The organism is Nonomuraea sp. NPDC052116 (assembly GCF_040680035.1).
GTDB lineage: Bacteria > Actinomycetota > Actinomycetes > Streptosporangiales > Streptosporangiaceae > Nonomuraea > Nonomuraea angiospora_A.
This window is the reverse complement of record NZ_JBFAWA010000012.1, coordinates 19,973-37,253: the sequence shown is the minus strand read 5'-3', so window position 1 is coordinate 37,253 and position 17,281 is coordinate 19,973. Positions and strand designations below refer to the sequence as shown.

Sequence of the window (17,281 nt, the reverse complement as noted above, 5' to 3'; positions counted from 1 at the left end):
TCTCCTGGTTACGGACCCGGGGCGGGGTTGTCGGTGGAGTGCCCCGGGAAGAGCTGGGCGGCGGGGTCGAGGTGCACGGCGGCGTTGTTGACGGCCGTGGCCACCTCGCCGAAGCCGACCGCGATCAGCCGGACCTTGCCGTCGTAGTCGGCGATGTCGCCGGCGGTGAAGATGCCGGGCACGTTGGTGCGCATCGCGGAGTCGACGACCAGGTGGCGGTTGTCGTGCAGGTCGAGGCCCCATTCGCGCAGCGGGCCGAGGTTGGCGGTGAAGCCGAGGGCGGCGACCAGCCGCTGGCACGGGAGGGCCCGGCCGGTGCTGAGCTCGACGCGTTCCAGCCGGTCGCCGCCGAGGGCGGCGGTGACCTGGGCGTTGACGACGACCTCGACCGGCGACGCGGTGAGCCGTTCCACGGAGCCGTGGTGGGCGCGGAAGGCAGCGCGGCGGTGCACCAGCGTGACGCTGCGCGCGACGGGGTGGAGCATGAGGGCCCAGTCCACGGCGCTGTCGCCGCCGCCGACGATGACGACGTCCCGGCCCGCGTAGTCCGCGGACTCGGGCACGAAGTACGCCAGACCCCGGCCGAGGAACTCCTCCCCGGCCGGGAGCGGGCGGGGTGTGAAGGTGCCGATGCCGCCGGTCACGATGACGGCCCCGGCGGTGATCTCGGCGCCCGCGCCGGTCTTGACCACGAGCCGGCCGCTCGGGGCGCGTTCGAGCCTCTGGGCCTCCTCCCCGAGCACGTACGCCGGTTCGTACGGGGCGGCCTGCTCGACCAGATTGGCGATGAGGCGGCGGCCGGAGACGGCCGGGAACCCGGCGATGTCGTAGATCGCCTTCTCCGGGTACATGGCGCTCACCTGGCCGCCGACCTGGCCGAGCGAGTCGACCACCGCCGTGCGCAGGCCGCGGACCCCGGCGTAGTAGGCGCCGTACAGGCCCACGGGACCGGCGCCGATGATCAGCACGTCGACGTTCACGCGCGGGCCTCCTCGGCGAGGAGCTCGCGCACCCGGAAGCGCTGGATCTTGCCGGTCGCGGTCTTGGGCAGCCGGTCGAGGAAGACCACCCGGCGGGGCCGTTTGAAGGCGGCCAGGCCGTCGCGGCACCACTGGACGAGCTCCTCGGCGGTGACCTGCCCCTGGGCGACGACGCAGGCGACCGGTTTGTCCAGCCCGTGCTCGTCGGCCACGCCCACCACGGCCGCCTCCAGGACCGCCGGGTGCTCCAGCAGCCGGCTCTCGACCTCGGCGGGCGAGACCCAGATGCCGCCGGCCTTGAGCAGGTCGTTGCTGCGGCCCAGGCAGGTGTAGTAGCCCTCGGGAGAGCGGGTGTAGGTGTCGCCGGTGTTGAGCCACCGACCCGCGAACACGGCGCGGCTGGCGTCGGTGCGCCGCCAGTAGCCCAGGGCGATGGACTCGCCGCGCACGTGCAGCGCGCCCGGCTCGCCGTCGGCGACCAGCCGGCCGTCGGGGTCGCGCAGCTCGATGTCGTACCCGGGCACGGGACGGCCGGTGGTGCCGGGGCGCACGTCGCCGGGCCGGTTGGACAGGAAGATGTGCAGCGCCTCGGTGGAGCCGATGCCGTCGATGATCTCGACGCCGAAGCGGCCGGTGAACCGCTCCTGGAGCGGCGCGGGCAGCGCCTCCCCGGCCGAGGCGCCCAGCCGTACGGAGGCGAACGTGCCGGCGGGCAGGTCGGCGGCCAGCAGCGCGGCGTAGAAGGTGGGGACGGCGAAGAACAGGGTCGGGCGGTCGGCGGCCATCCGTTCGGCGGTCACGGCGGGAGCGGGGCGGCGCGGCTCCAGCGTGGGGGCGGGCTCGCGCCGCTCTCCCCCGCCCGCGCGGAGCAGTTCCTCCCACGTCAGGGACGTGCTCCCGGGCGGCGGGTCGCCCTCCCACACCACGTGCCGCACCTCGGGCGCCAAGCTGAGCGCCTCCTGGACCTGGGGGGCGTACTCGGCGCCGGCGACGACGACGGCCGCGCCGGAGTCGGCGATGATCGCGCCGAGCTCCTTGGCTCCGAGCATGGTCGAGACCGGCACGGCCACGAACCCGCCGCAGAAGGCCGCCAGGATCCCCGCGAACATGGGGACGCCGTCGCTGGTGACGAAGACCACGCGGTCGTCGCGCCGCAGGCCGAGTGCCCGCAGGGCGGCGGTGGCGGTCGCGACGAGGTCCGACAGCTGCGCGTACGTGAGCGTGACGCCGCCCCGGACCGCCACCCGGTCCCCGCGCCCCTCGCGGACGTGGCGGTGGACGAGCCAGTCCCCGGCGTTGAACATGGTCATGGTCTCAGACCCTCTTGGGGTCGTAGTCGCCCTTGCGGCCGGTGCCGTAGCGGCGCAGCGCGCCGTCGGGGCCGGAGGCGTTGGGCCGGACGAAGATCCAGTTCTGCCAGGCGGTGAGGCGGCCGAAGATCTTCGTCTCCAGCGTCTCCGGGCCGGCGAAGCGGTGGTTGGCCTCCATGCCGGTCAGCGCGTCGGGCGAGAGCGAGGCGCGTTCCTCCAGCACGATGCGCAGCTCGTCCTCGAAGTCGATGTCGTCCAGGGCGAGGGTGACCAGGCCGAGCTCCATCGCGGCGGCCGCCTCCAGCGGCTCGCCGAACCGGGCGCGGGCGGCCTCCAGGTCCTGGTCGTTGCCCCAGAAGCGGGAGCGCAGGCGGGACAGGCCGTTGCCCATCGGGAGGAGGCCGTCGTTGGACGGGGTGAGGACGAGGGTGGCGGGGACGGCGGCCTCGTCGCGGTCCTCGTAGACGCCCTCCAGCATGTACTGCCGGTCGGCGGCCAGGGCCAGCTCGGCCAGCAGGCCCGCGAAGGCCGTGCCCGGCTCGATGACGGCGATGAGGCTGCGGCTGGTGACGTCGAGGCGTTTGAGCGTGCGTTTGTAGTAGTGGCGCACCTCGTTGACGAACCAGTGCCCGGCCTGCTCGCGGAGCTGGGCGTCGTAGGCCAGCACCCGGTCGGGGTCGCCGGCCGCGCGCAGCACCCAGATGCCGAGCTCGGGCTCGTTGGTGCGCAGGTGCAGGATCAGGTCGTCCAGCGCGCGGGTCACGGCGAGCGGCCAGTAGCCGGCGCCCTGCTCCGCAGGCTCGGCGGGCGGGACGTCGCCGGGGCCGTCCACGGTGATCTCGACCCGGCGGCCGGCCCGGTCGATCCGGGCGGTCACGTACGGGTACGTGATGGCGTCGCCGTCGTCCTTGCGGTCGAGCGGCGTCAGGGCCACGCCCGTGGCGTCCGAGGGCCGGGCGGAGGCCGCCACCGCCGCGTCCGTCCGCCTGGTCACCTCCTCCTCGAACGAGTGGCGCGGCACGGCGGCGTCCACCAGGCCCCACTCCATGGCCGTGCGGCCCCGGAAGCCCTCGGACTTGGTCGCGAACAGGTCGGCCCGGTCCTTGCGCACGTGCCGCTTGTCCACCACGCGGGTCAGGCCGCCGGTGCCCGGCAGCACGCCGAGCAGCGGCACCTCGGGCAGGGAGACGGCCGAGGAGCCGTCGTCGACCAGGACGATCTGGTCGCAGGCCAGCGCGAGCTCGTAGCCGCCGCCGGCGGCGGTGCCGTTGAGCGCGGCGATCCAGGTCTGGCCGGAGTGCTCGGTGGCGTCCTCGATGCCGTTGCGGGTCTCGTTGGTGAACTTGCAGAAGTTGACCTTCCACGCGTGCGTGGACTGCGCCAGCATCCGGATGTTGGCTCCGGCGCAGAACATCCGGTCCAGGCCGCCGGTGAGCACGACCGCCCTGACCTCGGGGTGCTCGAAGCGCAGGCGCTGGACGACGTCGTACAGCTCGATGTCGACGCCGAGGTCGTAGGAGTTCATCTTCAGCTCGTAGCCGGGGACGAGACCGCCGTGCTCGTCCACGCGCAGCGTGACGGTGGCCACCGCCCCGTCCACCGCGAGAGTCCAGTGGCGGTAGCGGTCTGGGGAGGTCGCGAAGGTGACAGTCAATGCGTGCTCCGGGAGGGCGTGGGACCTTGGTCCTAATATTCGACGTCTATAATGAGTAGCGTCAAGTGATTGTAGTGCTTCTGCCTGGATGCGCATCCGCGAGGGTGCCCGACCTGGCAGAATGCGCGTCACGAGCGTGTCGAACGACGGGAGGGCAACCGTGCCGGCCGAGTCCGCGGAGCGCCCGCGCGAGAAGGCGTCCGCCAGCGCGCGGTCGACGCTGCTGACGGTCCTGGGCGAGTTCGTCCTGCCGCGCGGGGGCGAGGTGTGGACGGGCACGCTGGTGGCCGCGCTCGGCGCGCTCGGCGTGGAGGAGAAGTCCGCGCGCCAGGCCCTGGCCCGCACCGCCGCCGAGGAGCTGCTGGAGTCCGAGCGGCACGGCCGCAAGGTGCGCTGGAGGCTGACCGAGGCCGGCGACCGGCTGCTGCGCGAGGGCACCGAGCGCATCTACGGCTTCATGCGCGCCCCCCACCAGTGGGACGGCCGCTGGCTCGTGCTCACCGCCGGCGTGCCCGAGACCCAGCGCCAGCTCCGGCACCGGCTGCGCACCAAGCTGACCTGGCTCGGGCTCGGCTCCCCCTCCCCCGCGCTCTGGGTGATCCCCGACGCCTCCAAGGAGGCCGCGGTACGCGAGGTCATCCGCGAGCTGGACCTGACCGACCGGGCCTACGCCTGGACCGGGCCGTCGGCGGGCATCGGCGACACCGCCAAGCTGATCTCGGCCGCGTGGGACCTCGACGACGTGGAGAAGCGCTACGTGAGCTTCATCGAGCAGTTCGAGGGCCGCGCGGTCGCCTCCGGCCGGGAGGCGTTCGTCAACCAGGTGCTGCTCATCCAGGAGTGGCGCCGCTTCCCGTTCCTCGACCCCGACCTGCCGGCCGAGCTGCTCGACCACGCCTGGCCGGGGCCCCGGGCGGCGGCCGTCTTCCACGACCTGCACAACCGCTGGCACCGGCGCGCGCAGGCCGAATGGGACCTCATGGACGAAGAGGCCGCCGCCCGGCACTAGAGGAGTCCTTCGTCGGCCAGGTGCACGTAGTCGAACTCCACCGGCTGGTCGTTGATGCCGGTCTTGGGCGGGGCGATCCAGCCGGCGAACTTGCCGTACTCGTACTCGGGGACCATGAGGGCGGCGACCTGCTCGCGGTCCTCGGGGGTGGGCAGCCACCCGTGGGCGCGGGCCTGCCAGGCGGCCTCGTCGAGGACCTCGCCGTGCGGGGTCACGTGGTGGCCGGCGTAGACGCCGACCTTGCGGTTGAAGCCCTCGTGCGGCAGGTACAGGCGCTCGTCCAGGCCGGCGTCCTCCAGCGCCTGGTTCCAGCGGCGCACGCCGTTGGCGCAGTCGGCCACGTACTCGTCGCGCAGGTCGAGGTTGAGTGCGCTGAGCATCGGCACCGTCCTGACCTTGATCCGGCCGTCCTCGACGTGGCGCAACTCGCGGGTGGCCTCCAGCAGCACGTGGTCGTCCTTGCGCCGGGTCTCCATCCAGCGGCCCTTCAGCCCGGAGGTGAAGTAGTTGCCGGCGTTGGTCGACTGCTCGGAGCCGAACAGGTCCATCGAGACCGAGAACTGGAAGTTCAGGTACTTCTGGATGATGTCCAGCGGGATGCCGCCGTACGGCAGGACGTCGGCCGTGCCGTGCTCCTTCATCAGCTCGGCCGTGCGCTCCAGCACCCGCTGCACGCCCGTGGTGCCCACGAACATGTGGTGGGCCTCCTCCTTGAGCATGAACTCACACGTGCGCGCCAGCGGGTCGAACGCCGACTCCTTGAGCGTGCCGAGCTGGTACTTGCCGTCGCGGTCGGTGAAGTACGTGAACATGAAGAACTGCAGCCAGTCGGTGGTCTCCTCGTTGAACGCGCCCAGGATGCGCGGCGAGTCCAGGTCGCCGGAGTTGCGCTTGAGCAGCTGTTCGGCCTCCTCGCGGCCCTCCCTGCCGAAGTAGGCGTGCAGCAGGTAGACCATGGCCCACAGGTGACGCCCCTCCTCCACGTTGACCTGGAAGAGATTGCGCAGGTCGTAGATGCTGGGCGCGGTGTTGCCGAGGACGCGCTGCTGCTCGACGCTGGCGGGCTCCGTGTCGCCCTGCACGACGATGAGCCGCATCAGGTCGGCCCGGTGCTCGCCGGGCACCTCCTGCCAGGCGGGCTCGCCCTTGTGCTTGCCGAAGTTGACCTTGCGGTCGGGGTCGCGCTCGGCCAGGAAGATCCCCCAGCGGTACTCCTCCATGGGGACGTGGTCGAAGTGCGCCCAGCCGTCGCGGCCGACGGCCACCGCCGTGCGCAGGTAGACGTCCTTGGTCGGCAGGGCCGGGCCGAGCTGCTTCCACCAGTCCAGGAACTTCGGCTGCCAGCCCTCCAGCGCCCGCTGCAGGCGGCGGTCGCCCGCGAGGTCGACGTTGTTGGGGATGCGCTCGCTGTAGTCCACGCGGCTGAGCGGGCCGCTGGGCAGGGGGGCGGCGCCGGTACGGGAGTCGGTGCTCATCGCTGCTCTCTCTACGCTTGTTTGTCGTTACTTCAGGATTGAGTCGAGTGTTGCCGGGCTGCCCTGGAAGGCGGTGCGCTGGAGGTGGGCGTGGACGGCGCGCAGGCCGCCCTCCTCCTCGCCGCCGCCGGCCCGGCACTCCAGCGTGCTCACGACTCGCTCCAGTCGTAGAAGCCCTTGCCGCTCTTGCGCCCCAGGTGGCCCTGCTCGACGAGCCGGACGAGCAGATCGGGCGGGGCGAAGCGGGGGCCGAGCTCGCGTTCGAGGTAGCGGGCGATGCCCAGCCGGACGTCCAGGCCGACGAGGTCGGTCAGGCGCAGCGGCCCGGTCGGGTGTCCGTAGCCGAGCGTCATCGCGGCGTCGATGTCCTCGGCCGAGGCGACGCCGGACTCGACCATGCGGATCGCCTCCAGCCCGAGGGCGACGCCGAGCCTGCTGCTGGCGAAGCCGGGCGAGTCGCGGACGACCACGGCCACCTTGCCGATGGCCTCGACCCACGTCACGGCCCGCTCCCGCAGGGCCGGGTCGGTGGCGGTCGCGATGACCACCTCGACGAGCCTGCTGGCCGGGACGGGGTTGAAGAAGTGCAGCCCGAGGAAGCGCTCGGGGCGGGCGAGCGCCTGGGCGAGCGTGTCGAGCGAGATGCTGCTGGTGTTGGAGGCGATCACGGTCTCCGGCCCGACCGCGTCCTCGGCGGTGCGCAGCGTGACGAGCTTGAGATCGACGTCCTCGGGCACCGCCTCGATCACCAGCCCGGCCGCGGCCAGCCCGGCGGGGTCCGTCACCGTGGTGAGGCGGGCCATCGGCGCACCGGCGTCCTCGATCAGGCCGCGCTTCGCGCTGCCTTCGACCGCCCGCGCCACCCGGTCCCGCGCGGCGGCCGCGGCCTCGCCGTCGCGCTCCACCAGCGTGACGTGGCAGCCCGCGAGGAGCAGTGCGTGGGCGATGCCGGCGCCCATGCGCCCGCCGCCCACCACCCCGCACCGCTCCGGCAACGTCTGGGTCATCGCAGTCCTCCTGTGGCGAGCTCCTGGGCGCGGGGCGCGGACGCGCTGGATGCGGTCATGCCCCGCACGCTCACAGGTACTCAACTTGCCACAATTTTATGGAGCTGCGGAAGACTTATGTAGCAGATTTATGTCTGACCTAGTTGGGATTGCCGGCGTGGGTGAGGGTCTCCCAGGCGACGAAGAGGTTGTTGGTGCCCGCCGGGCGCTGCTGCTCGGTGAGGGCCTGCGTGTTGCTCATCGCGATGCCCATGCGGTTGTGCAGGGCGTTGAAGCCGACCTCGGTGACCGGCCCGAGGCCCAGGGTGAGGCTCCCGCCGCACAGCCACGCCGGCACGGCCGTACCGAGCTGGTACTTGGCGTGCAGGCCGAGCGCGTGCCGCAGCCGGTCGGCGATCTCGGGATAGAGGTCCTGGCCCTGGATCCGGGCCGTCTCGGCGATGTGCGCGATCGACGCCAGGCCGTACCCGGTGTGGGTGAAGTCGCGGCACGTCTCCTGGGACAGCCCGTCGACGAAGGTGTCCTGGCCCTGCCAGTAGTCGACGACCTCGGCCCGGGTGTCGATGCCGCTGCCCGCCGGGCCCTTGGGGAAGGCGCCGTCGGTGGTGAGGTAGATGTAGGCCGGCACGCGGGCCCGGAACGTGCTCACGGCCTTGTCGTAGGCGGCCTTGTCCTGCAGGAACACCGCGATCCCGATCGTCGCGTCCATCATCGTCAGCTCCCAGTTGCCGTTCGTGCGGGCGCTGCCGTTGATGATCTCGGGAAGGTAGACGTCACGGAGCATGGTCGTGAAGCGGCTGACGCCCGTGGCGGACCACCCGGTGTAGGTGTAGCGGATGATCTCGGCCGCCCTGGGCCAGGACGATCCGGCCCAACCGGTCTGGAGCGGCGCGTTGCTGTTGGTGTGGTCGGTGATCACGGCGGACCAGGCGTCCATGATCTGGATCGCCTTCTGCGCGTACCGGCTGTCCCCCGAGATGTACCAGGCCAGCGCGTCGGTGTAGGCGGCCAGCGCGTCCTGGCGCTCGTCCGTGCAGCCGTTGTTGGGGTTGGAGTACGGGCCGCACTCCACGACGGCCCGCGGCTTCGGGGTCCGCGACAAGGACGCGAGCGGACTCGCGATCATCTGGTCGTAGGCGCCCTTCCACGGCTGGGCCCCGGCGTTGACCTTGGTGCGGACGAAGTCGAGCTGGGCCTTGCTGACGAGCACGCCGGGATGCGCGAAGGCGGCCGGCGCCGTCCGGGCCACGGCGGCGGGCGGGGACAGGACGGCGGTGATCAGGGGGATCGCCAGGGTGATGGCGAGCGACGACAGGATCCCGCGACGACGGGGACGGACCACGGACCCCACTCCTTATTTAGGAAAGTTTCCTAAAGGTCGGTGTGATCGTAGCCCTGACACCGGACCTTGACAAGTGATGCGACCCGCTTGTGGTCTCGCCTGGTAAGCCCTTCTCATGACGCGAATGCCTGAGGCCGAGCGGAAGTTCACCGAGCACCGGGGTCTGCTGCACGCCGTGGCGTACCGGGTGCTGGGCAGCGTCACCGAGGCCGAGGACGTGGTGCAGGACACCTGGCTGCGCTGGAGCCGCGTCGACGTGGCCGCCGTCGCGGACGCCGAGGGCTATCTGGTGCGGGTGGCCACCCGGCTGGCGATCGACCGGCTGCGCAGCGCACGTGTACGGCGCGAGTCCTACGTCGGGCCGTGGCTGCCCGAGCCGATGCTCACCCTCCCGGATGTCGCCGAGGACGTGGTGCTCTCCGACTCGGTGTCCACCGCGATGCTGCTCGTGCTGGAGGTCCTGTCGCCGACGGAGCGCGCGGTGTTCGTGCTGAGCGAGGCCTTCGGCTACAACCACGCCGAGATAGCGCACTTCGTCGGGCGCAACCACGCGGCGGTGCGGCAGATCGCGCACCGCGCCAGGAAGGCCGTCGAGGAACGGCGCCACCGCTACGACGCCGACCCGGCGACCAGGCAGCAGGCCACCGAGCGGTTCCTGGCCGCCTGCCTCGGCGGCGACCTGGAAGCCCTGCTGGAGGTGCTGGCGCCGGACGTGACGATGGTGAGCGACGGCGGCGGCCTCACCGGCGCGCCCCGCAAGGCGGTCCACGGACACGAGTACGTGGCCCGCGCGATCGTCATCCTCTCCAGGCGCATGCCCGGCGACTCGCACGCTCAGGTGCTCCAGGTCAACGGCGGCCCGGGGATCGTCGTCCGCTCGGGACGCACGCCGGTGCTGGCGATCACGTTGCACCTGCTGGACGGGGCGATCACGACGGTCCACGTGGTCAGCAACCCGGAGAAGCTCGCCGGCGTGGCGGCATGACCTATGTCACATGAGCACGTTGTCACTCCCCGGGGCGCTGTCCCGTCCGTGAGGCGATCGACCTGCCGTCGTCCTCATGGAGAAGGAGACCTTCGTGTTCGCCGCCTACCTCGTCATCACCCTCCTCGCCTCGGCGATCATCGGCTTGGCCGCCGTCGCCAACCTCATCGGCCACGACTACCCGAAGCGCCAGGCGGACATCATGCGCGTCCCCCGGTCCTGGACGCTCCCGTTGGGGCTGCTGCTGGGGGCGGGCGCGCTGGGGCTGCCGGCCGGGTTCGCCGTGCCGGCGCTGGGCACGCTCGCCGCCGCCGGCCTGGTGCTGTACTTCCTCGGGGCGTTCGCCGCCCACCTGCGGGCCCGCGACTATCACTTCGGCCCCTGGGCCGTGTTCTCCTCGCTGGCGGTGGCAGCCCTGGCCGCGAACCTGGCCTACCACGGGCTCGGGTGACCACGCGGAGGGTCCGACCGTCGAGCCGGCCGGAGGCTCACAGGGGCAGTGGCCGGTTCTCGACGACGCTCTTCATGATGAGGGTCGAGCTGAGCCGCTGGACGCCGGGCAGGGTGGCCAGCCGCCCGTCGTAGAGCTTGGCGACCCGCGTCTCCGGCGCCGCGATGATCGCGATCGGCGCGCTGCTGCTGGTGGAGCAGCTGGTAGAGCAGTTGGCAAGGCAACTGGCCGGTTGACGACGCGCTGCCGGCGGAGCAGCCGACCGGTTGACCGCGCGCTCCGGACACCCGTCAGAACGGCCGCTCCTGGCCGCGACGTGACGGCCTCGTGACGGGCTACCCCTGGCCGCGGCGCGCCGTCTTCGTGACGCGCTACTCCGGGTTCGGTCGGCGGCTCGCGAGCCGGGCCAGGACTTTTGCCAGGAGCCCGCCACCGGCCGCCGCCCGCTCGGAGGCGCGGACGGCGGCGAAGCCGAGCTCGGTCATCTTGCGCTCGTAGCCACCCACCGCCTCGACCAGCGGCCCGCCCGCGCCGACGGCGCGGCACAGGAGGGCGGCGTCCAGGAGCGCGCAGTTGGCCCCCGATCCCTGGGCGGGGCTCATCGCGTGTACGGCGTCGCCGAGCAGGGTGACGTTGTCCGGCCCCCACGGTTTGAGCGGGACCGAGCTCCTGACCGGGACGTAGAAGGTCTGGTCGGCCCGGGCGGAGGCGACCAGCTCGACGAGGTCGGGGTGCCAGCCGGCGACGTGTCCGGCGGCCAGCTCGTGCAAGTGGGCGCCGTCGGCGTCGGCCAGCTCGCGGTCGGTGCCGGGGAGCGCCGCGGCGGGCACGGCCAGCGCCCACATCACGTAGTCACCGGCCCAGTCCAGCCGCAGGCCGGGCCAGAGTCGCGCCGCCGCCTCGGCGGGGTTCTCGCGGGGCCGTACCAGGCCGAGCGCCAGTCCGGCACGGGCCGACCTGACCGACATGAAGCCCTCTGCCAGCGCGGGCGGCAGCAGCTCCGCCACCCGGTCGTCGAGGGTCGTCCGGCCGTAGAGGCAGCGAACCCCGAGGTCCTTGACCCGGGCCTGGGGCAGGCGCTGACCGCGTACGCGCGAGCCGATGCCGTCGGCGCCGACCAGCAGATCGCCCGCAGCGGTCGAGCCGTCGGCGAAGAAGGCGCGTACCCGCCCGCCGTCCTGCTCGTAGCGGACGAACTCGGCACCGAAGCGAACCTCGTCGAGCCCGGCGAGCAGGATCGTGCGCAGCGTCATCCGGTCCACCGCGGCGTTGAACGTCTCCGGGGCCTCGCCGGACGCGCCGTCGCCGAAGCGGACGGCATGCAGCTCGCGCAGGTGCTCGTCGACGATCGTGACCCGCCTGCTCGGCTGCCCGGACGTGGCGGTGAAGAGCTCGTAGAGACGCGGCGGCAGGCACTCGCTCAGCGCGCGGGCGGCCCTGGAATCTAGGTGAATGCGGTAGCCCTGCGGCCGGTGGCCGACGGAGGGATCGCGTTCGTGGACCGTCACGGCGACGCCCGCCGCCTTGAGTCCCTGAGCCAGGCACAGGCCGCCCAGACCCGCCCCGATGACCACGACCTGCATGGCGCACTCCCCTCAGTGGCGAGCCGACTCGGACGCGAACCCGGGGTAATGCTAGGCGATGCGGTCAGGCTGCCCGGGCGGATGGACGCGCGGCGACGTCAGGGCGGCGCACACCTCCGTGGCCATGGCCGCGCTGAGCTGGGCCGACAGGGGGACCTTCGCCCGGGGCGGGCGGTCCCACTGCTCGCTCGCGAGGACGAGGCCGTCACGGCCGCACGACCGCCACAGGTGTTCGGTGCTGCCCAGCACGAAGGCCCTGACCTCGGGCACCTCGGCGGCCTCGACGAGCTCGCGGGCGTAGCGGTAATAGATGCCCTTGAACAGTCCCTCGTCGCCGCCCTCCCCCTCGGCGGCGAACACGCCGTCCACACCCAGCTCGGCGATGGCCGTCCGCGCGGTCCGGGCAGCGCGGGAGAGGTAGAGGTCAGGCTCCTCGCCGAGGCCGAGGCCAAGACCGAGGCCAAGGGCGCGGGCGAGCTCGACGCACGCGCCGACGTACAGACCCTGGTTGTACGTGAAGCGCCAGTCCTCGTCGACCGCGTGGTCCTCCTGGCGGTTGACGCCGTCGTGCACGAACCCGTCCGGCCGTACGAGCGTGTGCTCCAGCCAGTCCATGACGCGCCGCGCCTGCTCCAGGTAGCGCCGCTCGCCCGTGTGCCGGTGCAGCCGCGCCGCGAGGATGACGAACGGGGCGTTGGCGGGGGTGTTCTTGTAGTACGGCTGGGAGACGCGCCACGCGATGCCGCCGCCCTCGTGGTCGTTCCAGCCCTGGTCGAGAACGTGCTCCCAGAGCTCGACGGCCTCCCCGTACAGCTCGCTCTCCCCGGTCGCCTCGGCCAGGCGCAGGGTCGCCAGGGCGAGCCAGAGCATGTCGTCGAAGTAGTCGTTGAACAGCTCTCCCCCGTTGCGCCGCAGGATCCCGTCGTGGATGTGCCTGGCCTGCTCCAGACGTGCCGGGTCCGAGGTCCGCAGGTACGCGTCGATCCGGACGTCGACGGCGTGGGCGAGCCACCAGTAGTTGAAGACGTCGTTGTCACCGGGCTCCAGCGGATGCCAGTTGTTGAACAGCTGCTCCCCGGGGGCGGCGAAATAGTGGTCGATGCTGCGCTGGGCCAGGTCGGCGCGGTGGTTCCACACGTCGGTCAAGGATTCTCCGTTCATCAAACGGGTTCGACGATGGTGAAGGGCACGATGGAGCGGGCGGGGACGGGCTCGCCGCGCGTCTGGGCGAGCAGCAGGTCCACCGCGCGCCTGCCCATCTCGCGCTGGTCCTGCCGTACGTGGAGGAAGGCAGGCCCGGCGACGGGGTCGAGCGGCGAGTCGAAGCACGCGATGACCGGGCCGTGGATCGCCCGGTCCAGCACCCGCGCCAGGTTGTACTCGCAGACCACGAACGCGGTGACCTGGGGTTCGCGGGCCTGGAAGGCGCGGATCCGCTCGATGTCGGCCCGCACGTTCTCCGGGGTGAAGGCGCCGGGCAGGGTGCTGGACAGCTCGGTCAGATGATGTTGCCGGTCGAGCGGCAGGCCGCGGGCGGCGCAGGCGGCGCGGAAGCCCTCCAGCCGCTCCTCGATGCTGGAGGTGTTCTCCGGCGGGGGTGAGGCGAAGGCGACGTGCCGGTGCCCCTGGTCGAGCAGGCGCTCGGTCAGCGCGCGGGCGGCGGCCGCGTTGTCCGTGTGCACGGCGCACACCTGGATCCCGGCCAGGTAGCGGTCGACGAGGACCAGCGGGTGGCCGTCGAGGATGGTCCGCAGCAGGCCGGCGTTGTAGTACTCGCCGTGGACGGGGAACACGATCAGGCCGTCGGCCAGCCCCGAGTCCACCATCGACTCGATCGCCTTCTCCTCCTCTTCCTGGCTGCCGCGGGTGCGCTTGATCACCAGGGGGATGCCCCGCTCGGCGCAGCGCTCCTCCACCGCGCACAGCAGCTCCAGCCCGTACGCCTCCGACGCGTCCGGATAGATCATCACGATGGCCCCGGGGACGCGCTCCCCCTCGGCGGGGCGCGCTGCGGGCGTGAGCCGGTCGAGGTCGGGGAGGTCCGTGGCCACGAACGAGCCCTTGCCGCGGATCCGATGGACGACGCCGGCCTCCCGGAGGAGTTCGAGCGCCTTCTTGGAGGTGATGCGGCTGACCTCGAACCGCTCGGCCAGCTCCATCTCCGAGGGCACGCGGTCGCCCGGGGCCAGGGCGCCTCGCCTGACCTCGTCCAGCAGGTAGTCGACGATCCGCTCGTACAGCAGCGGGCCTCTCTCAGCCACTCTTCCCCTCGCCCATTCGGTTGGTATGTCAACCCATCTAGATATATATCATCTTATATCTCGATGTTTTAGACATATTGACTTATGACAACTTGATTCTTACGTTTCCCTCAAGCGACGTCGAAGGGAACCGTGTGAAAGCCGTACATGACCTCGCCGACAAGGTCGAGCCCCGGCTCGCGCGGCGTCGCCCCGAGGCCGCCGCGATGTTCCGGCAGTGCCTGCTCAACACGCTGGAGAGCACGGTCAGGCCGCTGCCGGACGGGACGACGTTCGTGCTCACCGGCGACATCCCGGCGATGTGGCTGCGCGATTCCGCGGCCCAGGTCGAGCCGTACGTGCGGCACGCGACCGCCGACGACGAGGTCCGCCGCATGGTGCGCGGAGTGATCCACCGGCAGGCCAGGTACGTCGCGATCGACCCGTACGCCAACGCGTTCAACGAGAGCCCCGACGGCCAGGGTCACCACGACGACGTGCCGCACGCGGGGCCGTGGGTCTGGGAGCGCAAGTGGGAGCTGGACTCCCTGTGCCATCCGATCCGGCTGCTGCACCTCTACTGGGAGGCGACCGGCGACGTCTCGGTGTTCGACGAGTCCGTGTACCGCATGCTGATCGCCGTCGTCGGCACGATGCGCGCCGAGCAGCGGCCAGAGCGCTCGCCGTACCGCTTCGTCCGGCCGGATCCGGGGCTGCCCACCGACACGCTGGTCAACGAGGGGAGCGGCCCGGCCTGCGGGTACACGGGCATGGTCCGCTCCGCGTTCCGGCCGAGCGACGACGCGTGCACGTACGGCTACCTCGTCCCGGCCAACATGTTCGCCGTCGTCGTGCTGGGCCAGTTGGCGAAGTTCGCGCGGGAGATCTACGCGGACGCTCACCTGGCCGAGGACGCCGTACGACTGCGCGAGGAGATCGACGAAGGCATCCGGCGGCACGCCGTCGTCCGCCACCCCGTCCACGGCGAGATCTACGCCTACGAGAGCGACGGCCTCGGCAACCACCTGCTGATGGACGACGCCAACATCCCCAGCCTGCTCTCCATCCCCTACCTGGGATACCGGCCGGCGTCCGACCCGACGTACCGCAACACGCGCGCCTTCGTGCTCGGCCCCGGCAACCCGCACTACGCCGAGGGCCGGTACGCGCGGGGCGTGGGCAGCCCGCACACCAAGTCCGGACATGTCTGGCCGTTATCGCTGATCATGCAGGGCCTGACGTCCACCGACGCCGCGGAGCGGGACGAGCTGCTGGCCGTGCTCGCGGCCACGACGGCCGGCACCGGATACGTCCACGAGAGCTTCGACCCCGACGATCCCGGCGTCTTCACCCGCCCCTGGTTCGGCTGGGCCAACAGCCTGTTCGCGCAGTTCGCCATGGAGGTGGCACAGACATGACCCAGACGCTCGCCGGCCGGTCCGCGGCCGGCCGCGCATCCCCGGGCCGCGCCCGGCCCGGGGACTCCCTGCTGAGCCGGCACCAGGCGCGGGCCGGGGCGCTGTTCGCCGCGCCGCCGATGGTGCTGTTCCTCGTCTTCACCGTGCTGCCCGTCATCGGCGCCCTCGGCCTCAGCTTCACCTCGTACGACGTGCTGACCCCGCCGACGTGGGCCGGCCTCGCGAACTACGCCAGGCTGCTGAAGGACGCCACCTTCGCCCTCACGCTGAAGAACATCCTGCTCTACTGCGCGATGTTCGTGCCCGCGATGATCGCCGTCTCGCTGCTGCTCGCGGTGGCGCTCAACAGCAGGCTCCCGGCGATGGGCGTCTTCCGCACCGTCTACTACATCCCCGTGGTCACCTCCCCCGTGGCCGCCGCGACCGTGTGGACCTGGATGCTCAACAGCCACTACGGGCCGGTCAACGAGATTCTCGGCTTCCTGGGCATCCCCGGCCCGGCGTGGGTGGGCGACAGCAGCACCGCCATGCTCTCCATCGTGCTGGTCACCCTGTGGCAGGGGGTCGGCTCCAACATGCTGATCTACCTTGCCGGGCTGCAGAACATCCCCGGCCACCTGTACGAGGCCGCCGCCCTGGACGGGGCGGGCCGCTGGGCGGCGTTCGCCCACATCACGTGGCCGCAGCTGCGCACCACGACGATGTTCGTCACGACGCTGTCGCTGATCGGCGCGTTCCAGCTCTTCGACCAGGCGTACGTGATGACCAAGGGCGGTCCGGGCAACTCGACCCTGACGCCCGTCTACCAGATCTACGAGACCGGCTTCAACCGGCTGCACATGGGCTACGCCTCGGCGCAGGCGTTCACGCTCTTCCTCGTCATCGTGGCGGTCACCGTGCTCAACATGCGGCTCAACCGGAGCGACGAGACATGATCCGGACGATCAGAATCACCCTGTTCTACGCCGTGCTCACCGTCGTCGGGCTGTTCATGCTGCTGCCGTTCCTGTGGTCGCTGAGCACGTCGCTCAAGCCGGACGACGAGATCATCTCCCTGCCCATCACGTGGCTGCCCGGCACGATCACCTTCGAGCACTACGGGGCGGCGTTCACCACCGTCCCCTTCGCCCGGCACTTCGCCAACTCGCTGCTGCTCGCCGTGGCCGGCGTCGCCACCAACCTGCTGCTCGGGTCGCTGGCCGGCTACGCGTTCGCGCGGCTGCCGTTCCGCGGCAGCCGGGTGCTGTTCCGGCTGTTGCTCGCGTCGATGATGGTGCCGTCCGTGGTGACCCTGGTGCCGTCGTTCCTCATCGTCAAGAACTTCCCGCTGGCCGGGGGCAACGATCTCACCGGCCAGGGCGGCTTCGGCCTGCTCAACACGTACTGGGCGGTCATCCTGCCGGGGGCCGTCGGGGCCTTCGCGGTGTTCATGATGCGGCAGTTCTTCCTCGCGCTGCCCAGGGAACTTGGCGAGGCTGCCCGCGTCGACGGCTGCCCCGAGTTCCGCATCTTCTGGCGGATCTATCTGCCGCTGTGCCGTCCCGCCCTGGCCACCCTGGCGGTCTTCACCTTCGTGGCGGGCTGGAACGGCTTCCTGTGGCCGCTGATCGTGCTCAACGACCCGGACATGAGCACGATCCAGATGAGCCTGGCCGCCTTCTCCTTCAACCGGCAGACCGACTACGGGCCGCTCATGGCCGGATCGATCGTCGCCATGCTGCCCACTCTGCTGCTGTTCGCCTTCGGGCAGCGCTACCTGACTCGCGGCCTGGCCTTCACCGGCTCCGGCCTCCAGTGACACCCCCTCCCAGAAAGGAGCGCGCCGCC

Annotated in this window: 16 protein-coding genes; 6 read left to right on the top strand and 10 right to left on the bottom strand. The window is 71.4% G+C overall.

Features of this window, described 5'->3' with window-relative positions:
- Window positions 1-8: 8 nt before the first annotated feature.
- From AB0L65_RS23885 to boxC, 3 genes are read right to left on the bottom strand one after another with little or no spacing between them, the layout of a single operon-like run.
- Window positions 9-980 carry an NAD(P)/FAD-dependent oxidoreductase gene (locus tag AB0L65_RS23885; RefSeq protein ID WP_364248890.1) on the bottom strand — a complete coding sequence of 324 codons (972 nt, stop codon included), beginning with the start codon at window positions 978-980 and terminating at the stop codon, window positions 9-11.
- Entirely contained in the window at window positions 977-2,290 is a 1,314-nt protein-coding gene (locus tag AB0L65_RS23880) for an AMP-binding protein (protein WP_364248888.1), read from the bottom strand. The genes AB0L65_RS23885 and AB0L65_RS23880 overlap by 4 nt, the downstream gene beginning before the upstream one ends.
- A gap of 4 nt (window positions 2,291-2,294) precedes the next feature.
- Complete coding sequence (gene boxC / locus AB0L65_RS23875) at window positions 2,295-3,944, bottom strand: 2,3-epoxybenzoyl-CoA dihydrolase (protein WP_364248886.1); 1,650 nt, start codon at window positions 3,942-3,944, stop codon at window positions 2,295-2,297.
- Between the two features lie 160 nt (window positions 3,945-4,104).
- On the opposite strand from boxC, the gene AB0L65_RS23870 reads away from it, so the two are divergent.
- On the top strand, window positions 4,105-4,953 hold the full coding sequence (locus tag AB0L65_RS23870; protein WP_350738214.1) for a PaaX family transcriptional regulator C-terminal domain-containing protein: 849 nt from the start codon (window positions 4,105-4,107) through the stop codon (window positions 4,951-4,953).
- On the opposite strand, the gene boxB is transcribed toward AB0L65_RS23870, so the two are convergent.
- From boxB to AB0L65_RS23850, 4 genes are all read right to left on the bottom strand, one after another.
- Window positions 4,950-6,428, bottom strand: a complete 1,479-nt coding sequence (gene boxB / locus AB0L65_RS23865; protein WP_364248884.1) for a benzoyl-CoA 2,3-epoxidase subunit BoxB — start codon at window positions 6,426-6,428, stop codon at window positions 4,950-4,952. The genes AB0L65_RS23870 and boxB overlap by 4 nt on opposite strands.
- A 27-nt stretch (window positions 6,429-6,455) precedes the next feature.
- Window positions 6,456-6,581 (bottom strand): hypothetical protein, encoded by a 126-nt coding sequence (locus tag AB0L65_RS23860; RefSeq protein ID WP_364248882.1) that lies wholly within the window; start codon window positions 6,579-6,581, stop codon window positions 6,456-6,458.
- A complete protein-coding gene (locus AB0L65_RS23855) occupies window positions 6,578-7,435 on the bottom strand; it encodes a 3-hydroxyacyl-CoA dehydrogenase family protein (protein WP_364248880.1) in 858 nt (285 codons plus the stop codon). The genes AB0L65_RS23860 and AB0L65_RS23855 overlap by 4 nt, the downstream gene beginning before the upstream one ends.
- A gap of 139 nt (window positions 7,436-7,574) precedes the next feature.
- Window positions 7,575-8,777, bottom strand: coding sequence for an alginate lyase family protein (locus tag AB0L65_RS23850; protein WP_364248878.1), 1,203 nt, complete (start codon window positions 8,775-8,777; stop codon window positions 7,575-7,577).
- 115 nt (window positions 8,778-8,892) lie between these two features.
- Here AB0L65_RS23850 and AB0L65_RS23845 point away from each other — a divergent pair, with 115 nt between their 5' ends.
- Entirely contained in the window at window positions 8,893-9,762 is an 870-nt protein-coding gene (locus AB0L65_RS23845) for an RNA polymerase sigma-70 factor (protein WP_364248876.1), read from the top strand.
- Window positions 9,763-9,838: 76 nt separating this feature from the next.
- Window positions 9,839-10,213 carry a DoxX family protein gene (locus AB0L65_RS23840; RefSeq protein ID WP_364248874.1) on the top strand — a complete coding sequence of 125 codons (375 nt, stop codon included), beginning with the start codon at window positions 9,839-9,841 and terminating at the stop codon, window positions 10,211-10,213.
- A gap of 371 nt (window positions 10,214-10,584) precedes the next feature.
- Here AB0L65_RS23840 and AB0L65_RS23835 read toward each other — a convergent pair whose 3' ends face one another.
- The 3 genes from AB0L65_RS23835 to AB0L65_RS23825 are packed head-to-tail and all read right to left on the bottom strand — an operon-like array spanning window position 10,585 to window position 14,057.
- The gene (locus AB0L65_RS23835; protein WP_364248872.1) at window positions 10,585-11,796 is read right to left on the bottom strand and encodes an FAD-dependent monooxygenase; all 1,212 of its coding nucleotides are present in this window, start codon (window positions 11,794-11,796) and stop codon (window positions 10,585-10,587) included.
- A 51-nt stretch (window positions 11,797-11,847) separates the two neighbouring features.
- A complete protein-coding gene (locus tag AB0L65_RS23830; protein ID WP_364249285.1) occupies window positions 11,848-12,933 on the bottom strand; it encodes a glycoside hydrolase family 76 protein in 1,086 nt (361 codons plus the stop codon).
- 23 nt (window positions 12,934-12,956) lie between these two features.
- Entirely contained in the window at window positions 12,957-14,057 is a 1,101-nt protein-coding gene (locus tag AB0L65_RS23825) for a substrate-binding domain-containing protein (RefSeq protein WP_364248870.1), read from the bottom strand.
- Window positions 14,058-14,191: 134 nt separating this feature from the next.
- On the opposite strand from AB0L65_RS23825, the gene AB0L65_RS23820 reads away from it, so the two are divergent.
- Genes AB0L65_RS23820 through AB0L65_RS23810 form a run of 3 tightly spaced genes read left to right on the top strand, consistent with a single transcriptional unit; the run spans window position 14,192 to window position 17,252 of the window.
- Entirely contained in the window at window positions 14,192-15,454 is a 1,263-nt protein-coding gene (locus AB0L65_RS23820; protein WP_364248868.1) for a glycoside hydrolase family 125 protein, read from the top strand.
- Window positions 15,451-16,389, top strand: a complete 939-nt coding sequence (locus AB0L65_RS23815) for a sugar ABC transporter permease (RefSeq protein ID WP_364248866.1) — start codon at window positions 15,451-15,453, stop codon at window positions 16,387-16,389. Before AB0L65_RS23820 ends, AB0L65_RS23815 begins: the two co-directional genes overlap by 4 nt.
- Window positions 16,386-17,252 (top strand): carbohydrate ABC transporter permease, encoded by an 867-nt coding sequence (locus AB0L65_RS23810; RefSeq protein ID WP_364248864.1) that lies wholly within the window; start codon window positions 16,386-16,388, stop codon window positions 17,250-17,252. Before AB0L65_RS23815 ends, AB0L65_RS23810 begins: the two co-directional genes overlap by 4 nt.
- The last annotated feature ends 29 nt before the right edge of the window (window positions 17,253-17,281 follow it).

Coding starts and splice junctions, on each gene's coding strand:
- AB0L65_RS23810 (WP_364248864.1), top strand. CDS start 16,386: ATGATCCGGACGATCAGAATCACCCTGTTCTACGCCGTGCTCACCGTC.
- AB0L65_RS23845 (WP_364248876.1), top strand. CDS start 8,893: ATGACGCGAATGCCTGAGGCCGAGCGGAAGTTCACCGAGCACCGGGGT.
- AB0L65_RS23840 (WP_364248874.1), top strand. CDS start 9,839: ATGGAGAAGGAGACCTTCGTGTTCGCCGCCTACCTCGTCATCACCCTC.
- AB0L65_RS23835 (WP_364248872.1), bottom strand. CDS start 11,796: ATGCAGGTCGTGGTCATCGGGGCGGGTCTGGGCGGCCTGTGCCTGGCT.
- AB0L65_RS23880 (WP_364248888.1), bottom strand. CDS start 2,290: ATGACCATGTTCAACGCCGGGGACTGGCTCGTCCACCGCCACGTCCGC.
- boxB (WP_364248884.1), bottom strand. CDS start 6,428: ATGAGCACCGACTCCCGTACCGGCGCCGCCCCCCTGCCCAGCGGCCCG.
- AB0L65_RS23815 (WP_364248866.1), top strand. CDS start 15,451: ATGACCCAGACGCTCGCCGGCCGGTCCGCGGCCGGCCGCGCATCCCCG.
- AB0L65_RS23855 (WP_364248880.1), bottom strand. CDS start 7,435: ATGACCCAGACGTTGCCGGAGCGGTGCGGGGTGGTGGGCGGCGGGCGC.